The organism is Streptococcus sp. STC1396, assembly GCF_058933875.1.
This window is the reverse complement of the sequence record NZ_JBZYCU010000019.1, coordinates 25,963-42,174: the sequence shown is the minus strand read 5'-3', so window position 1 is coordinate 42,174 and position 16,212 is coordinate 25,963. Positions and strand designations below refer to the sequence as shown.

17 protein-coding genes are annotated in these 16,212 nt (G+C 42.9%); 16 read left to right on the top strand and 1 reads right to left on the bottom strand.

The genetic code is table 11. The features are described 5' to 3' along the window. Positions 1–476: 476 nt before the first annotated feature. From AC5FEC_RS07715 to groL, 16 genes are all read left to right on the top strand, one after another. Positions 477–1,223 carry a DeoR/GlpR family DNA-binding transcription regulator gene (locus AC5FEC_RS07715; RefSeq protein WP_037615897.1) on the top strand — a complete coding sequence of 249 codons (747 nt, stop codon included), beginning with the start codon at positions 477–479 and terminating at the stop codon, positions 1,221–1,223. 281 nt (positions 1,224–1,504) lie between these two features. Continuing rightward, entirely contained in the window at positions 1,505–1,981 is a 477-nt protein-coding gene (locus tag AC5FEC_RS07710) for a PTS sugar transporter subunit IIA (protein ID WP_493661817.1), read from the top strand. A 20-nt stretch (positions 1,982–2,001) separates the two neighbouring features. Next, positions 2,002–2,307 carry a PTS sugar transporter subunit IIB gene (locus AC5FEC_RS07705; RefSeq protein WP_037615903.1) on the top strand — a complete coding sequence of 102 codons (306 nt, stop codon included), beginning with the start codon at positions 2,002–2,004 and terminating at the stop codon, positions 2,305–2,307. Positions 2,308–2,341: 34 nt separating this feature from the next. Next, positions 2,342–3,817, top strand: coding sequence for a PTS galactitol transporter subunit IIC (locus AC5FEC_RS07700; protein ID WP_037615905.1), 1,476 nt, complete (start codon positions 2,342–2,344; stop codon positions 3,815–3,817). Between the two features lie 349 nt (positions 3,818–4,166). After that, on the top strand, positions 4,167–4,562 hold the full coding sequence (locus AC5FEC_RS07695; protein WP_062201347.1) for a single-stranded DNA-binding protein: 396 nt from the start codon (positions 4,167–4,169) through the stop codon (positions 4,560–4,562). Between the two features lie 136 nt (positions 4,563–4,698). Beyond that, positions 4,699–5,685: a substrate-binding domain-containing protein gene (locus AC5FEC_RS07690; RefSeq protein ID WP_493661816.1), complete on the top strand. Its 987-nt coding sequence runs from the start codon at positions 4,699–4,701 to the stop codon at positions 5,683–5,685. After that, positions 5,685–6,998, top strand: a complete 1,314-nt coding sequence (locus AC5FEC_RS07685) for a sensor histidine kinase (RefSeq protein ID WP_037615764.1) — start codon at positions 5,685–5,687, stop codon at positions 6,996–6,998. Before AC5FEC_RS07690 ends, AC5FEC_RS07685 begins: the two co-directional genes overlap by 1 nt. Beyond that, complete coding sequence (locus AC5FEC_RS07680; RefSeq protein ID WP_493661815.1) at positions 6,991–7,674, top strand: response regulator; 684 nt, start codon at positions 6,991–6,993, stop codon at positions 7,672–7,674. The genes AC5FEC_RS07685 and AC5FEC_RS07680 overlap by 8 nt, the downstream gene beginning before the upstream one ends. Beyond that, positions 7,671–8,951 (top strand): ABC transporter substrate-binding protein, encoded by a 1,281-nt coding sequence (locus AC5FEC_RS07675; protein ID WP_493661814.1) that lies wholly within the window; start codon positions 7,671–7,673, stop codon positions 8,949–8,951. The genes AC5FEC_RS07680 and AC5FEC_RS07675 overlap by 4 nt, the downstream gene beginning before the upstream one ends. A 229-nt stretch (positions 8,952–9,180) precedes the next feature. After that, positions 9,181–9,615 carry a PTS sugar transporter subunit IIA gene (locus AC5FEC_RS07670; protein ID WP_037615755.1) on the top strand — a complete coding sequence of 145 codons (435 nt, stop codon included), beginning with the start codon at positions 9,181–9,183 and terminating at the stop codon, positions 9,613–9,615. A 39-nt stretch (positions 9,616–9,654) separates the two neighbouring features. Further along, positions 9,655–10,149 (top strand): PTS sugar transporter subunit IIB, encoded by a 495-nt coding sequence (locus AC5FEC_RS07665; RefSeq protein ID WP_304949126.1) that lies wholly within the window; start codon positions 9,655–9,657, stop codon positions 10,147–10,149. A gap of 127 nt (positions 10,150–10,276) precedes the next feature. Continuing rightward, positions 10,277–11,122, top strand: coding sequence for a PTS mannose/fructose/sorbose/N-acetylgalactosamine transporter subunit IIC (locus AC5FEC_RS07660; RefSeq protein WP_217473486.1), 846 nt, complete (start codon positions 10,277–10,279; stop codon positions 11,120–11,122). A 1-nt stretch (position 11,123) separates the two neighbouring features. Beyond that, positions 11,124–11,963 carry a PTS system mannose/fructose/sorbose family transporter subunit IID gene (locus tag AC5FEC_RS07655; RefSeq protein WP_217473485.1) on the top strand — a complete coding sequence of 280 codons (840 nt, stop codon included), beginning with the start codon at positions 11,124–11,126 and terminating at the stop codon, positions 11,961–11,963. A gap of 17 nt (positions 11,964–11,980) precedes the next feature. Further along, complete coding sequence (locus AC5FEC_RS07650) at positions 11,981–12,271, top strand: DUF202 domain-containing protein (protein WP_217473484.1); 291 nt, start codon at positions 11,981–11,983, stop codon at positions 12,269–12,271. Positions 12,272–12,419: 148 nt separating this feature from the next. Then, positions 12,420–12,701 carry a co-chaperone GroES gene (gene groES / locus AC5FEC_RS07645; protein ID WP_493661813.1) on the top strand — a complete coding sequence of 94 codons (282 nt, stop codon included), beginning with the start codon at positions 12,420–12,422 and terminating at the stop codon, positions 12,699–12,701. Positions 12,702–12,724: 23 nt separating this feature from the next. After that, a complete protein-coding gene (groL, locus tag AC5FEC_RS07640) occupies positions 12,725–14,347 on the top strand; it encodes a chaperonin GroEL (RefSeq protein ID WP_493661812.1) in 1,623 nt (540 codons plus the stop codon). A gap of 309 nt (positions 14,348–14,656) precedes the next feature. On the opposite strand, the gene AC5FEC_RS07635 is transcribed toward groL, so the two are convergent. Then, positions 14,657–16,141 (bottom strand): DUF1846 domain-containing protein, encoded by a 1,485-nt coding sequence (locus tag AC5FEC_RS07635; RefSeq protein WP_037615720.1) that lies wholly within the window; start codon positions 16,139–16,141, stop codon positions 14,657–14,659. Positions 16,142–16,212 lie beyond the last annotated feature (71 nt).

The window sequence follows — 16,212 nt, the reverse complement described above, 5'->3', positions numbered from 1 at the left end:
CGTCCCACCTCCGCACAGTTGAGTAGGGCTGTAAAAGCTGATGAAATCAGCGTAGTAGAGCCCACTCAACCACTGCGTCTTGCTCGACAATCCAAAAACAATTGAGAGGCTAGGACTTTTGTCCCAGACTCTTTTTTATATCTTTTGTTTAAATGTCATTAAGACATAGTTGAGTTTAGGCGAAAACAAGTCTTTACCACTTAGTTCTCATATTTGCAGCATCATAGTCGTAAGGGTTGATTTGATTCTTACACCAATTGTTTAAAAATGACAATTATAAACAAACAAAAAAGAAAATGATATAATTTTTATAAAAAAATATCAACCTTCTTTTGTTTATATCGGAAAAATATAGTATAATAAGGGAAAGATAACTGTTTGAAAACTTCAGAAGCAGCAGCTCGGCTGTTTTCTTTATCTATAAGCGAGCTGGTAGCTTCGACTACATGCGGAACAGTCATTAAAGGAGAATTGTTATGAAAGAAAGCCGTCAAAGAATTATTTTGCAAGAGCTTGATCAGTCAGGCGTTGTCTCGGTAAAGAACTTGAAAGAATTGCTCCATGTCACGGATATGACTATTCGGCGCGATTTGATTGATTTGGAAAAGCAGGGCTTGCTGACTAGAGTCCATGGTGGGGCACATAAAAAGGTTCGAGATGGTCTCAACGAGGTGTCTCACTCGGAAAAAACCATGCTGAACATTGAAGAAAAGAAGACTATTGCCCAAAAATGTGCAGGACTAATTGTCAATGGCGATACTGTTTTTATTGGTTCTGGGACGACTACAGACTTTATTGGCGACTATCTGGACGGTAAAGATATCAGCATTGTCACCAATTCCCTACCCATTTTTGAGAAGTTGAAGGACAATCCGAATTTTGATTTGATTCTAATTGGCGGGCGATACCGAGTTAAAACCCAGACTTTTGTCGGTCAGTTTGCCAATAATCTTTTGCGGGAAATTAAGGTTTCCAAAGCCTTTATCGGGGTGAATGGTATTGATGGCTACAATGTAACCACAGCCAACGAAGAAGAAGGAAATGGGAATGCCATTATTCTCAATAATGCGATTGAAAAATATATCGTTGCTGACAACAGCAAGTTTGACAGCTACTCCTTCTATACTTTTTACCGCTTGGATAATATAGATGCGGTGATAACGGATGAAAATCTCTCACCCAAAGTTAGAGAGAAGTACAATTCCTATACCAGCCTTTTGTAAAGGGGCTTAGATTAGCCTCTTTAGTAGTTTCTCTACGAAAACAAACGTCACGATTCTGTGACGTTTGTTTTTTATATAAGAAACCTGAAGCAAGTGTTGTAAATTACTTGTTAAATCACAACACCCAATAGACATATCTTTTGTCATCAAACAATAAAGTCTGAATTCAAACAGAATATGCAAACAAATAATATAAAAAAAACACAATAAACCATTGACACCATTATATCATAATGATATAATGAATTCACAAACAAAAAGAAACAAGGTGAGGTGGTCTAATGGAACTTGCTCAATTGTTTGATAAAGAGTTGATTTTTTGCCTAACTGCAGAGAGTCAAGAAGAACTTTTTCATCAGGTGGCGGATTTACTGGAAGAAAGAAAAATCGTAAAGTCTTCCTATCGTGAAGCGCTTCTGGATAGGGAAAAGTCATTTCCGACGGGATTGGATATGGAGTTTTTAGGTAAAGATTTGCCAAATGTGGCCATTCCTCATACAGATATTGAGCACAACTTAACTGAAAATGTGGTGGTCGCGAAGCTAGACCGACCAGTGACTTTTCATAATATGATTGCTCCTGCACAGACCGTTGAAGTGTCGCTCTTGTTCTTCATTATCAACCATTCGAGCTCGAGTCAAACTAATATTTTAGCACAGCTGATGGATTTCTTCACTAGTGATGGAAATTTAGCTGGTTTAGCTCATTTAAACTCTGAGGAAGAGTTGTTTCAATATATTTCAAATGTCATTAAATAAATAAATCGGAGGATTTTATTATGATTAAAATTTTAGCAGCCTGCGGAGCAGGAGTAAACTCAAGCCACCAAATCAAAAGTGCCCTTGAGGAAGAGTTGTCAAACCGTGGTTATGATGTTCATTGTGATGCGGTTATGGTCAAGGATGTCAATGAAGACCTGATGCAAGGTTATGACATCTTTACGCCGATTGCAGCGACTGATTTAGGATTCACACCAGAAATTCCAGTGATTGAAGCAGGCCCAATTCTTTTTAGAATTCCAGCTATGAGTGCGCCGGTCTATGATAATATCGAAGCGGCTATTAAAGAACATGGCTTAAGTTAAAGGATTAAAATAAAAATAAATCGGGAGGTTTTTTATGAATGCTATCATTGATATAGCGAATAAGTTCTTCGATCCCATTATCAAAATGGGTGGCCCAATTGTCATGTTGATTATCTTGACAGTTCTTGCACTTTTATTTGGTGTGAAATTTTCCAAAGCGCTGGAGGGTGGAATTAAGCTGGCCATCGCTTTGACTGGTATCGGAGCTATCATCGGCATGCTGAATGGAGCTTTCTCAGCTTCGCTCGCAAAATTCGTTGAAAACACAGGGATTCAGCTTAATATCACGGATGTCGGCTGGGCTCCTTTGGCAACGATTACTTGGGGTTCTCCATGGACCTTGTACTTCTTGCTCATCATGCTGATTGTCAATGTCGTGATGTTGGCGCTGAAGAAAACAGACACTCTGGATGTCGATATCTTTGACATTTGGCATTTGTCTATCACTGGCTTGCTTATCAAGTGGTATGCGGATAACAATCATGTCAGTCCGGCTGTATCATTGCTGATTGCGACGGCGGCGGTTGTCTTGGTCGGTGTTTTGAAAATCATCAACTCAGACTTGATGAAGCCTACCTTTGATGATCTGCTGAATGCACCAAGTTCTTCTCCGATGACTTCTACTCACATGAACTATATGATGAACCCTGTCATCATGGTTTTGGATAAGATTTTTGATAAATTCTTCCCTTGGTTGGACAAATATGACTTCGATGCTGCAGCCTTGAACAAGAAAATCGGTTTCTGGGGTTCTAAATTCTTTATCGGTTTCCTTCTCGGTGTGGTCATCGGTATCATGGGAACTCCGCATCCAGTAGCAGGTGTAGAAGATGGTGATACCTGGCAATTAGTCATCAAAGGATGGTTGTCTCTTGGTTTGACTGCTGGTGTCTGCTTGGAACTCTTCTCTTTGATTGGTTCTTGGTTTATCGCCGCTGTAGAGCCTTTGTCACAAGGGATTACAAACGTTGCAACCAAACGTTTGCAAGGTCGTAAATTTAATATCGGTTTGGACTGGCCGTTTATCGCTGGTCGTGCAGAAATCTGGGCCTGCGCTAACGTGCTTGCTCCAATCATGCTGATCGAAGCAGTTTTGCTTTCTAAAGTAGGAAATGGTATCCTGCCACTGGCTGGTATCATTGCTATGGGTGTAACACCAGCCCTTCTGGTGGTTACTCGTGGTAAGCTCTTGCGTATGATTGTCTTTGGAAGTCTTTTGCTGCCGCTCTTCCTGTTATCAGGGACTCTCATTGCACCATTTGCAACAGAACTTGCTAAAGGTGTTGGTGCCTTCCCTGAAGGAGTGAGCCAATCTCAATTAATCACTCACTCTACACTAGAAGGACCGATTGAAAAGCTGTTGGGCTGGACTATCGGTAATACCACAACTGGTGATATTAAAGCAATCATTGGTGCCGTTATCTTCCTCGGTGCTTATGTTGGAATCTTTGCTTGGTACAGAAAGCAAATGATCAAACGGAATGCAGAATATGCAGCAAATAAAAAATAAAACTCTGCTGCTAGGGATGAAGTTTCCTTGCTATGAGTCATAAAACAGAGAAATATACTATATTGTAAAATGAATAAAATCAGGCTTTGCTTCTAGAAGAGGCGAAGCCTAGTTTTTTAAATGGACTCTTTGTCAAATTTTCCTGCTATTTTTTAGCAATTTCGCTAGTTTGATCTTCAATTTCCAACTCCAAGCAGTGCTTGTTGATATGACCTACTGACGTTTTAATTCTAAACTAAAAAACGAACTATGATAAATCTTGAACGTGCAACTATCGAATTTCTCAAGAAATTGCTGATTTTATGATTTTTTAATGTTTTTTACGAATATTAAGATAGGAGGAATTAAAATGTACAACAAAGTTATTGTTATCGGCCGTTTGACGGCCACACCTGAATTGCATAAAACGGCTAATGAGAAATCAGTTGCTCGGGCAACAGTAGCGATTAATCGTCGCTATAAAGGTCAAAATGGTGAAAGGGAAGCCGATTTTGTTAATATCGTCGTTTGGGGGAAATTGGCAGAAACTTTGGCTAGCTATGCAACAAAGGGCAGTTTGATTTCGATTGATGGGGAATTGCGTACCCGCCGTTATGAGAAAAATGGCAGCAACCACTATGTGACAGAAGTGCTCTGTCAAAGTTTCCAACTTCTAGAAAGTCGGGCTCAGCGAGCTCTTCGTGAAAATAATAGCAGCGCTGATTTAGCAGATCTTGTCCTAGAGGAAGAGGAATTACCCTTTTAAGAATACAAAGAGATAGAGGAACCCTCTGTCTCTTTATTTATTATAGGGACCAGGAAACGTTTTGCTTTTTCGTTTGATTATAATATAATGAATGTAAGTGAAGTGTTAAATGAGCACAGGTGACTAGGAGATAGAAATGGTATTAAGTAAGGGAAAAAAGAGGATTCAGACTTGCCAGAAATGTGCTCTCTGGTCTGTTTTTGTGCTGGCAATCTGTTGTCTTGCTTTCATCTACTTTAAAGGAAGCATGCCCGACAGCAGTCAAGTTAAAATCGGGGCAACCTATATGACCATGAATAATGATTTTTATAAAACCTTGAATGCCGAATTGGAGAAAAAAACCAATCAGCAGGGGAGCAGGCTCTATGTTCGTGATTCGGAGTTGGATGAGGGGAAGCAAAGCCAGCAAATTGCTTATTTTATCAAAGAAAAGGTTGATGTTATCGTTATCAATCCAGTAAGGAGCGACAGCCCAGATATTATCAGGGCTTTGAATGAAGCTAAAAAAGCTGGCATTCGCATTATCGTGGTAGATGCGCCGATGAATAAGCAGGTAGTTGTTGACACGACCATCGTATCGGATAACTATCAAGCGGGAGTTTTGATTGCTAGAGATATGATGAGTCGGCTTTCCGAGGCTGATATTCTTTTGCTTGAACACCGGAATGCCATCTCAGCCATGGATCGCGTACAGGGGTTTCTTGATACCATCAAAGGACATCCAACCTATCGGATTGTTTCTCAGCTGGAAACTTTGGGGCAGACTGAAGAAAGCATGCCTCAGGTCAAAAGTGCCTTGGCTAATGGATTAGAACTTAATGTCGTTATGGCTCTCAATGACCGCGCTGCAATCGGTGCTTTGGCTGCAATCAAGGAACAAGGAGTGGCAGAAAAAATTTATATTTATGGAGTTGACGGTTCCCCAGATATTAAGAATTTTTTGGCCAATACGAATGATATTCAAGGAACGGTGGCTCAGTCGCCTATTCAGATGGGACGAAAGGTGGCAGAAGTGATTGAGCTGATGCGGGAAAAGAAATCCTGTGACAGCCAGTATCTAATACCAGTCCGCTTGATTAACAAGGACAATATTGGTGAGTATCCAATTACAGGGTGGCAGTGATGAAAGCAAAAAAAAGCATTTTTTACAGTAAAATAGCTCTAATGGTCATCAATTTTATAGCCATTGTCTATAATGCTTCGATTTACCTCTTTGCAACCAATTATGTCGTAACAAAAGGGTTCAGTCACTCGCTTTTGGAGCGTTTGGATGCCATTCCAGGATCGCCTAGTTTCACTTTCCTGATTTCTATTATCTTTTATGCCTGCCTGCTGCTGGTGATGTACTATCGGGAAAAGCATCCCGATCAGCTATCTGTTTACGATAAGGTGACCATGATTGAAATTTTGCTGATGCTGGTCATCTTTACTGCCCTGCATTCGTCATACAATGGGCTGATTCTCCTCGTCTTTGCAGATATTTTCTATGGCTCTAAAGAATTCAATGCTTCCAAGGATAAAAAATACTGGTTCTCCTTTATTATTTTGAGTTTTAGTATGTTGCTATTGTCAAACTACGACCTGCTGTCGCTCTTTGTCAAACTGCCTTCATTGGATACCTATATTCGTTTCTATCCAGAATCTACTCGCTTGCTGCTGCTTTTTGGCAAGAATTTTCTTTTCTCCCTCAATATTGTCGTCTTTATGATTTCTCTTCTCTTTTATATCATGTCGGCGATTACAGAGCGGCATCGGATTGAGGAGGAGCTCCGCATGGCTTCCCAGGCCAATCGGGAGCTGAACAGCTATCTAGCCTTGTCAGAAAAAATTGCTGAAGACCGAGAAAGAAAGCGGATTGCCCGTGAAATTCATGATACACTAGGACATGCCCTAACGGGTATCTCAGCTGGAATTGATGCCATCAAGGTTCTAGTGGACATTGACACCGAGCGGGCCAAGGAGCAACTTAACAATGTCTCGGTTGTCGTTCGTGACGGGATTCGGGATGTCCGAGGCTCGCTCAATAAAATGCGGCCGGGAACTCTGGAGAATAATAGTCTGAAAGAGGCTTTGCTAAAGATTATCCGAGAGTATGAGGCAATTTCCAATTTGGATATTCATTTTCTCTATGAATGGGATACTATCGATTTAGATATTGCCAAAGAAGATATTGTTTTTCGCATCATTCAAGAGTCAATTACGAATTCGGTGCGTCATGGCCATGCCAGGACTATTTGGATTGAGTTGTTAGAAAAAGAAAATTATATTATGATTATTCGAGATGATGGTGTAGGTTTTGATGAATTACACTATGGCTATGGTTTGAAACAAATGCAGGAACGGTTGGCTATTATTGGTGGCAAGGTTCATTTTGAAAACCGTGAAGGTTTTTATACCTACATTGAAATCCCCAAAATAGGAGGTTGGAATGATTAAAGTTTTAATTGCAGATGATCAAGCTCTAATCCGAGAATCGCTGCAGATTATTCTGTCAGCTCATACAGATATCGAAGTGGTGGGAACAGCCAGTGATGGAAAAGAAGTGTTGGAGAAACTTCAGCGGCTTCGTCCAGATGTGATTCTGATGGATATCCGCATGCCAGTCATGGATGGTGTGCTCTGTACCAAGGCTGTCAAGGAGCAGTATCCGGACGTTAGGATTATCATCCTGACAACCTTTGACGACGATGAATTTATCTTCTCTGCTCTTAAATACGGCGCGTCTGGCTATATTCTCAAAGGGGTTTCGACAGAAGAGCTTCACGAAGCCATTCAGACAGTCTATCGAGGCGGAGCCATGATCAATCCCAATATTGCTACCAAGGTCTTCAAAATCTTTTCACAGATGGCCCAGTCCAACTTTGCTATCACAGTGTCGGAGGAAAATGTAGAGGACATGAGCCGGACGGAGTGGAAGATTATCCAGCAGATAGGCTTTGGGATTTCTAATAAGGAGATCGCGGCCAAGCTTTATCTGTCGGAAGGAACAGTGCGCAACTACCTATCAGGGATTCTGTCTAAACTGAATTTGCGTGATCGAACTCAGTTGGCTATTTGGGCGGTTCAGACAGGAGTGACCCAGCGGGATTTTAGCAAGGGAAATGACAAATGAAGTGGCGATTCAGGTATTTGATTGTTCTTGTTTTGATTATTGTTTCTGCTATTTTAAGCTTTGCTCTCTGGTCGTCTAGTCAGGAAAAAATCCTGCGCATCGGTGTTTATGCCGGTTCCAACTGGGATGTACCCAACAGTAGGGAAAATAGAGTGCTGGACGATTTGATAGAAGAATTTGAGAAAAATCACCCTCATGTGAAAGTGGTTTATGAGAGCGGTATCCCTAAAAAAGACTACGGCGATTGGCTGGCAGAGAAGATTCTTGAGGGCGAGCAGCCGGATCTCTTTATGGTGCCAGAAAATGATTTCTCCATGTTGGCCTCAACTGGAGCGCTTAAAACACTAGACTCCCTGATAGCGGATGAGCAGAAAGAGGCATTTTATCCGGTGGCTTATGAGGCTGGGCAATACCAGAGAGTCAGCTATGCCCTTCCAGTTGAGAGCAATCCCATCATGATGTGTGTCAATAAAGACTTGCTTGAAAAAGAAGGAATTAGCATTCCGGAGTCAGGCTGGACGTTGGCGGATTTCTATGAGATTTGCAAGAAAGTAACCAAGGATACCAATGGCGATGGTGTGGTGGATCAGTTCGGTATTACGGATTACACTTGGCAGCAGGCTCTGGTAGCTTACGGTGGCCATCTTACCGATAAATCCGGTATCAATGTAGACAGTGTTGAGATGCACCAGGCTCTGTCCTTTATGAGTAAACTAGAGACTCTCAATCAGCATTATCAAGTTACTTCTAATGATTTTGATGAGGGGAAGGTGGCCTTTTATCCTATGAGTCTGGCTCAGTATCGAACCTACAAACCTTATCCTTATCATGTCGCCAAATATTCTAGCTTTTCTTGGACCTGTATTTCCATGCCGACAGCGAGTCCAGAAGTTTATGGCACTCAAGTAAAGACTTCTCTCTTTGCTATGTCTTCCAACACCAAGCAGGAAAAACTGGCTTGGGAGTTCATGTTGCTCCTGTCGCAAAATGAAAAAAGTCAGCAGGCCTTGTTTGAAAAATCGCAAGGAACCTCAGTCTTACCAACTGTGGTGAAAAGCCAGCAGACCAGAGAAATCTTGCAGGCAGATGACTTCGGCTTGGATTCTCTGACTTCTGAGAGGCTGGATCACATGATGGAGCGTTCCATCATGGATATCGGACAAGAAGTTGATCGTCAGACCTTGGAAAGGATTGATTATTTGATTAAGGAAGCCTCAGGAAATCAAGAAATTGACAGTGCCCTTCCAAGTATTCAAAAAGAAATTGAAAGCAGATAGTTTTCTGCTTTTTTTATTTGTAGCAAGTTGGCTTTGATTTCAGCCTAACCTGTGCTCGCTTGTAATCCGTTAATAAATATAAAGAACCTATTTTCTAAGTTGCCTAGACCAATATGACATTTGTCATATCTAAACTAACATTTGTCATCTTTTCAAAGTGACATTTGACAATGGGAAAGCGGTTTCGTTTTTTGTAAAATAGAATCAAGAAAATAAGGAGGCAAGAAGCATGAAATATCTTGTACTGGTCAGTCATGGGGGGCTAGCTGAAGGCGTACAGAGCTCCTTGAAGATGTTTGCCGGGGATAAAACAGACCAAATCATCGCCGTGGGTCTGAAAGAGGGAAAATCAGTCGATGATTTTGCTCTTGATTTCCGTCAAGCCTTGGCAGGTTTGGAAGCAGATGATTCTGTTTTGGTTTTGGCCGATATTGTGGGAGGAAGTCCTCTGACAACAGCGGCTAGTGTTCTAGCAGAATTAGGCAAATTGGATTCGGCAGTCATTCTTGGAGGGCTGAATCTGACGATGGGGCTCACTGGGCTTGTGATGAAGGATATGCTGGAAGGCAAAGACCTTGCTCAGACGATTCTTTCAGAAGCGACGGCAGCCTTGCAGGAGTTTGAAGTCTCATCAGACGATGATGAGGAAGACGACGACATTTAAAAGGGTTATTCATTTACTAAATTAGATAGGAGATTCAAAATGGTAGTAACATTTGTACGGATTGACGACCGCATGATCCACGGTCAAACTGTCACTCGTTGGGCTAAGGAATATCCTTGCGATGGGCTGATCGCAGTCAATGATGCAGCGGCAAGTAACAAAGTTTTGATCCAAGCCTATAAAGGGGCTTCTGACAAGAAAACTTTCGTTTGGACTAAGGAAGCCTTCAAAGAAAAATCTGGCAAGGTAACTGAATCTGACAGCCGCTATTTCTTGATTACCAAAAATCCGATTGATATGAAAGAAATCTTGGTGGACCAAGGCTATGTGCCGGGCAATGTCAAAGAAATCATCGTCGGACCAGCCAATGACCGTCCAGGAGCTGTCAAGCTGGGCAACAATCAATCCATCACACAAGAAGAAGCTGAAGCGATTGAAGCGATTGAAAAAGCAGGCTACAAGGTAAAATTCCAGCTGCTTCCAGACGTTTCCATCGGTTACTGGAGCGATTTTAAAGCTAAATTTGGTTTTTAAACAGGAGCAGAGACTAAGCAGGACAAAGTTTTTGGCTTTCTATAGCCTTGCTAGGCAACAAGGTCTGTTTGAGGGAGTTTGAACTATGTGCCTGCGACTGCTCAATCTTACTTAAAGGAGAAAGATTATGACAATTTCTTGGTTGCAAGCCGCAATACTCGGTATCTTTGCTAGTTTGTCTTCTATGCCGGGTATGGGTGGCTCAAGTATTGGTAACTATACACTTGGACGTCCGCTTGTCGGAGGGCTCGTCTGTGGTTTGATTTTAGGAGATGTTAGTCTAGGGATCGTTTGTGGGGTGGCCATGCAGTTGGTGTATATCGCGCTGGTAACGCCTGGCGGTACTGTTTCGGCTGATGTCCGTGCAGTTTCTTATATTGGTATTCCTTTGGCAATGGTTGCGATCAAGTCACAAGGGATTTCAGATGCGCAGCAGGCTGCTGACTTTGCGAAATCAATGGGTGTGCTGGTTGGTACACTAGGAACGGTTCTCTTCTACGGAACAGCGACAATGAACTTGGTATGGCAACACATGGGCTGGAAAGCAGTCGAACAGGGAGAATACAAAAAATTGTATGCAGTTGACTGGTACCTTCCATGGGTTTCCCACTTCCTCTTCTCTTTCTTGCCAACTCTGATTCTTTGCCGTTACGGTGCTGATGCCGTTACAGCTCTGAAAGATGCCCTCCCAATGGATGGTCTGCCAATGAAAACCCTCTTTACAGTAGGTTCTCTCCTTCCATGTGTCGGTATTGCGATTCTCTTGAAACAAATCGTTGAAAAGGTGACAGACTTTGTCCCATTCTTCGTTGGCTTTACCTTGGCTGCCTCACTTGGCCTCAACCTTGTGTCTAGTGCAGTTGTATCACTAATCTTTGCTCTGCTCTTCTATGAAGTACAGATGGCGAAAAATGCCAAAGCCGGTGCTGTGGCAGTAGGTGATTTTGACGATGATGACGAGGAGGATATCTAAGATGGCAACTAAAAAAATATCTAAAAAAACATTGACCAAATCATTCCACCACTGGTACTATGGTCACCTGACCTGCTTCTCTCAAGAGCACATGCAGACTTTTGGTTACTTGACCTCTATGCTGCCAATCGTGGAAGAATTGTACGATACGAAAGAAGAGCAAGCACGTTCTATGCACACTTATACAGCCTTCTTCAACACAGAACCTCAGCTGGGTACTCTGGTCGTTGGGATCACAGCTGGTTTGGAAGAAGCGCGTGCTAATGGTGCAGAAGCAGTAAATGACGAAACCATCAACGGACTTCGGGCTGGCTTGATGGGGCCGGTTGCCGGTATCGGTGACTCTCTGGTCGTTGGGACCCTGATTCCAGTTATTTTGGGGATCTCAATGGGGCTTTCAAATGGAGGCTCACCTGTCGGTGCCATCTTCTATATCCTAGTTTGGAACCTGCTGGCTTATTTCGGTATGCGTTTCGCCTACTTTAAAGGTTATGAGTTGGGAGATAAGGCCGTTGAATTCCTAGTGGGAGAACAGGGCCAAGCTATCCGTAAATCTGTTGGGATTGTCGGCGGGATGGTTATCGGTGCCGTTGCAGCAACTTGGGTACCAATCAAAACTGCCTTTCAATTGACCAATCCGGGTGAAAAAGAGCCTTACCTTGTCCTGCAAGATAAATTGGACGGTGTTTATCCAGGCCTCTTGACAGCTGTCTTTATCGTATTTTGCTGGTGGCTCATGGCTAAGAAGAACCTTTCTCCAATCAAAGTGATGCTCATTCTAGTTGTTATCGCCTTCCTTGGAGTACTGGCAGGCTTCTTTAACCCAGGTCTCCAATATTAAGAAAAAGAGGAAAAATCATGACAGAACAGGAATTGATTCAAGGCTATGAAACAGAAATTCGATACCAAAAGCATATGATTGAAAATCTCGGACGCTGGTTTAGTCTCTTCTTCACCATTGCCAGTATCGGTTTTGTCCTGATCTATCTCTTTCATCGAACCAATCTGCTTCTGTTCATCATCGGTGTTATCTTGGCTATTTTGGGAATCCTTGCCATGCTAGTTTTTGGCTATGGCATCTACAAGGGTAGACTGAATTTACAAAAGGTTATTGATGATTTTGAAGAGAAACTGAAGTTAGCTCAATAAGGTTTCCATTTAACTTTCCCCCCCAAAAAAAACTTTGCCATTCGGTAAAGTTTTTTTCTTGACTATTTCTGACCAAGTGATACAATATTAACTATAGATTAGCACTCATATAGATAGAGTGCTAAAATTCAATCTTTGGAGGAAAATCATGTTAAAACCGTTAGGTGACCGTGTGGTCTTAAAAGTAGAAGAAAAAGAACAGAAAGTTGGTGGCTTTGTCATTGCTGGTGCAGGGCAAGAAGCGACAAAAGAAGCGACAGTCATCGCAGTCGGCCAAGGGATCCGTACGCTAAACGGAGACCTGGTCGCACCGAGTGTCAAGCCAGGTGATAAGGTTTTAGTTGAAAGCCATGCTGGCATTGAAGTCAAAGATCGGGATGAGAAATTCTTGGTCGTTGGAGAGGCAAGCATTCTTGCAATTGTGGAGTAAAAATCTAAGAAAGAGGTTTAAAAATGGCAAAAGATATTAAATTTTCATCAGATGCACGCAGTGCAATGGTTCGTGGTGTGGATATTTTAGCAGATACTGTCAAGGTAACCTTGGGTCCTAAAGGTCGCAATGTTGTTTTGGAAAAATCTTTTGGCTCACCCCTCATCACCAATGACGGTGTGACCATTGCCAAGGAAATCGAATTGGAAGACCATTTTGAAAATATGGGTGCTAAGTTGGTATCAGAAGTCGCTTCAAAAACCAATGATATTGCTGGGGACGGAACAACGACTGCAACCGTTTTGACCCAAGCTATTGTCCGCGAAGGAATCAAAAACGTAACTGCTGGTGCCAACCCAATCGGTATCCGCCGCGGGATTGAAGCAGCCGTTACGACAGCTGTTGAAGCCCTGAAATCTAACTCAGTTCCAGTTTCTAACAAGGAAGCTATTGCTCAGGTTGCTGCCGTATCTTCTCGCAGCGAGAAAGTCGGTGAATATATCTCTGAAGCTATGGAAAAAGTTGGAAATGATGGCGTCATTACCATTGAAGAGTCCAAAGGAATGGAAACTGAGCTGGATGTAGTTGAGGGAATGCAGTTTGACCGTGGCTACTTGTCTCAATATATGGTAACTGACAATGAAAAAATGGTAGCCGAACTGGACAATCCTTACATCCTGATTACAGACAAGAAAATTTCTAACATTCAAGAGATTCTGCCATTATTGGAAAATATCTTGAAAACCAACCGTCCGCTTTTGATTGTTGCAGATGATGTGGACGGAGAAGCTCTGCCAACGCTGGTTCTTAACAAGATTCGCGGAACCTTTAATGTCGTAGCTGTCAAGGCACCTGGCTTTGGCGATCGTCGTAAGGCTATGTTGGAAGATATTGCCATCTTGACTGGTGGAACAGTGATTACAGATGATCTTGGCCTGGAGCTCAAAGATGCTACGATTGAAGCGCTTGGACAAGCTTCTAAAGTCACTGTTGATAAGGACAGCACTGTGATTGTGGAAGGCTCCGGCAATCCAGAAGCCATTGCTAACCGTGTGGCAGTCATTAAGTCACAGATTGAAAGCAGCACTTCTGAGTTTGACCGTGAAAAACTGCAAGAGCGCCTGGCTAAATTGTCCGGTGGTGTAGCTGTGATTAAGGTTGGAGCTGCAACCGAAACCGAACTCAAAGAAATGAAACTCCGCATTGAAGATGCCCTTAACGCAACCCGTGCCGCAGTGGAAGAAGGAATCGTGTCTGGTGGGGGTACAGCCTTTGTCAGCGTATTGGGTGCAGTAGCTGCCCTTGAATTAACAGGTGATGAAGCGACTGGCCGTAACATCGTCCTCCGCGCTTTGGAAGAACCTGTCCGTCAAATCGCTCTGAATGCAGGCTTTGAAGGTTCAATCGTCATTGACCGCCTGAAAAACTCTGAAGCAGGTACAGGCTTTAATGCCGCGACTGGCGAATGGGTCAACATGATTGAAGCTGGGATTATTGACCCAGTCAAGGTGACGCGCTCAGCCTTGCAAAATGCCGCTTCAGTAGCTAGCTTGATTTTGACGACAGAAGCTGTTGTGGCCAACAAACCAGAACCTGCGCCAGCAGCACCAGCTATGGATCCAAGCATGATGGGCGGCATGATGTAATCTATAAAAATAATTTTTTAAAATAGTATACATAAAACTACAGAAGAATGTAAAACTTGAAAGAGATCAAGATTTGACAATCATTCTGTAGTTTTTGTTTTTTCTCCGATTATGTAGACTGCTTTTGTTTTCAGATGATAGACCGCAATGCTTTAGGAGGTGCTTTCGTCACTAAAAGCATAGAAGCACTTAACATATAAATGGAGTGATTACCAGTTAAATGCAGTAAAAAAACCAGCGTTTTGAGGCGCTGGTTTTCATAGGATTGATGATTCTTGTGCGGGGCACCTGTTTGGCGAGTGCCTATTCTTATTTTCTATAGAGACGGTCATACTGATAAACTGGATCCATGGTGATATGGATGCCCAGTTTGCGCAGGACATTCTTGTCTTCATCCGTCAGCATCACGGTCGAATGAGCTTCGCTGCCCTTGAGGTTGCCCAACTGCTGCATAGCGTGTGCGGCATCTTGATTTTCCATGGCTGTGATAGCCAGAGCCATCAAGATTTCATTGGAGTGGAGGCGTGGATTGCGGCTGCCCAAATGATTGATTTTCAGGCCTTGGATTGGTTTGACATACTCAGGCTCAATCAGCTTGGTCTCTTTAGAGATGTTGGCTAATTTCTTAATGGCATTAATCAAGACAGCAGCTGTAGGGCCAAAGAGCTCAGAGGTCTTACCGGTTACGATTTCACCGTTTGGCAATTCTAAAGCCAGAGCGGGGTCACCAGTGCTTTCAGCCTTGGCACGCGCAGCCACGGTTACTTTCCGATCCAGCGGTGTGATGCCCAAATCATTCATCAAGAGTTGGATTTTCTTGATAGCAGATTCAGAGACCCGCTCCGCCTTGAAGTCCAGAATAGTCTGGTAGTAGCGGCGGATGATTTCCTGCTGGGAAGCCTCGATAGCAGCATCATTATCTACAATGGCAAAGCCGAGCATATTGACGCCCATATCCGTTGGGGATGCATAAGGTGATTTTCCAAGGATACGTTCTAGCATGCGCTTAAGGACTGGGAAAATTTCGATATCACGGTTGTAGTTGACGGTGGTTTTTCCGTAGGTTTGCAGGTGGAAAGGGTCAATCATGTTGACGTCGTCGAGGTCGGCTGTAGCGGCTTCGTATGCTAAGTTGACTGGATGATGCAGGGGCAGATTCCAAACTGGGAAGGTTTCAAACTTGGCATAGCCTGACTTGATACCGTTGATTTGGTCGTGGTACATATTGGACAAGCAAGTAGCCAATTTACCAGAACCAGGACCAGGTGCGGTCACCACGACCAGATTACGACTGGTCTTGATATAGTCGTTCTTGCCCATACCTTCAGGCGAGATGATATGGTCTATATCGGTAGGATAGCCTTTGATTGGGTAGTGGATGTAGGAGTCAACTCCGTTCCTTTCTAGCTGACTGCGGAAGAGGTCGGCTGCTGGCTGGCCGGCATACTGGGTGATGACCACTGAGCCTACATAAATATCCAGCTCATTAAAGGTATCAATGAGGCGCAGAACTTCCTGATCATAGGAAATGCCCAAGTCACCACGGGCTTTCGAGTGCTCAATATTATTAGCATTGATAGCAATGACAATCTCCACTTGGTCCTTGAGTTCTTTGAGCAGTCTGATTTTATTGTCCGGCTCATAGCCTGGCAGGACGCGGGCAGCATGGAAGTCTTCCAGCATTTTACCACCGAATTCCATGTACAATTTGCCCTCAAATTGATTAATGCGCTCCAAGATATGGTCGCGCTGCAGGTTTAAGTATTTCTCAGAATCAAAAGCAATTTTTTCCATGTTTGTTTTTACCTCCGCTAAAAATTATAACAAAAGATTAGAGATTTTTGGGTTTTGAAGGTAGAAAACTT

Coding starts and splice junctions, on each gene's coding strand:
- AC5FEC_RS07715 (WP_037615897.1), top strand. CDS start 477: ATGAAAGAAAGCCGTCAAAGAATTATTTTGCAAGAGCTTGATCAGTCA.
- AC5FEC_RS07710 (WP_493661817.1), top strand. CDS start 1,505: ATGGAACTTGCTCAATTGTTTGATAAAGAGTTGATTTTTTGCCTAACT.
- AC5FEC_RS07705 (WP_037615903.1), top strand. CDS start 2,002: ATGATTAAAATTTTAGCAGCCTGCGGAGCAGGAGTAAACTCAAGCCAC.
- AC5FEC_RS07700 (WP_037615905.1), top strand. CDS start 2,342: ATGAATGCTATCATTGATATAGCGAATAAGTTCTTCGATCCCATTATC.
- AC5FEC_RS07695 (WP_062201347.1), top strand. CDS start 4,167: ATGTACAACAAAGTTATTGTTATCGGCCGTTTGACGGCCACACCTGAA.
- AC5FEC_RS07690 (WP_493661816.1), top strand. CDS start 4,699: ATGGTATTAAGTAAGGGAAAAAAGAGGATTCAGACTTGCCAGAAATGT.
- AC5FEC_RS07685 (WP_037615764.1), top strand. CDS start 5,685: ATGAAAGCAAAAAAAAGCATTTTTTACAGTAAAATAGCTCTAATGGTC.
- AC5FEC_RS07680 (WP_493661815.1), top strand. CDS start 6,991: ATGATTAAAGTTTTAATTGCAGATGATCAAGCTCTAATCCGAGAATCG.
- AC5FEC_RS07675 (WP_493661814.1), top strand. CDS start 7,671: ATGAAGTGGCGATTCAGGTATTTGATTGTTCTTGTTTTGATTATTGTT.
- AC5FEC_RS07670 (WP_037615755.1), top strand. CDS start 9,181: ATGAAATATCTTGTACTGGTCAGTCATGGGGGGCTAGCTGAAGGCGTA.
- AC5FEC_RS07665 (WP_304949126.1), top strand. CDS start 9,655: ATGGTAGTAACATTTGTACGGATTGACGACCGCATGATCCACGGTCAA.
- AC5FEC_RS07660 (WP_217473486.1), top strand. CDS start 10,277: ATGACAATTTCTTGGTTGCAAGCCGCAATACTCGGTATCTTTGCTAGT.
- AC5FEC_RS07655 (WP_217473485.1), top strand. CDS start 11,124: ATGGCAACTAAAAAAATATCTAAAAAAACATTGACCAAATCATTCCAC.
- AC5FEC_RS07650 (WP_217473484.1), top strand. CDS start 11,981: ATGACAGAACAGGAATTGATTCAAGGCTATGAAACAGAAATTCGATAC.
- groES (WP_493661813.1), top strand. CDS start 12,420: ATGTTAAAACCGTTAGGTGACCGTGTGGTCTTAAAAGTAGAAGAAAAA.
- groL (WP_493661812.1), top strand. CDS start 12,725: ATGGCAAAAGATATTAAATTTTCATCAGATGCACGCAGTGCAATGGTT.
- AC5FEC_RS07635 (WP_037615720.1), bottom strand. CDS start 16,141: ATGGAAAAAATTGCTTTTGATTCTGAGAAATACTTAAACCTGCAGCGC.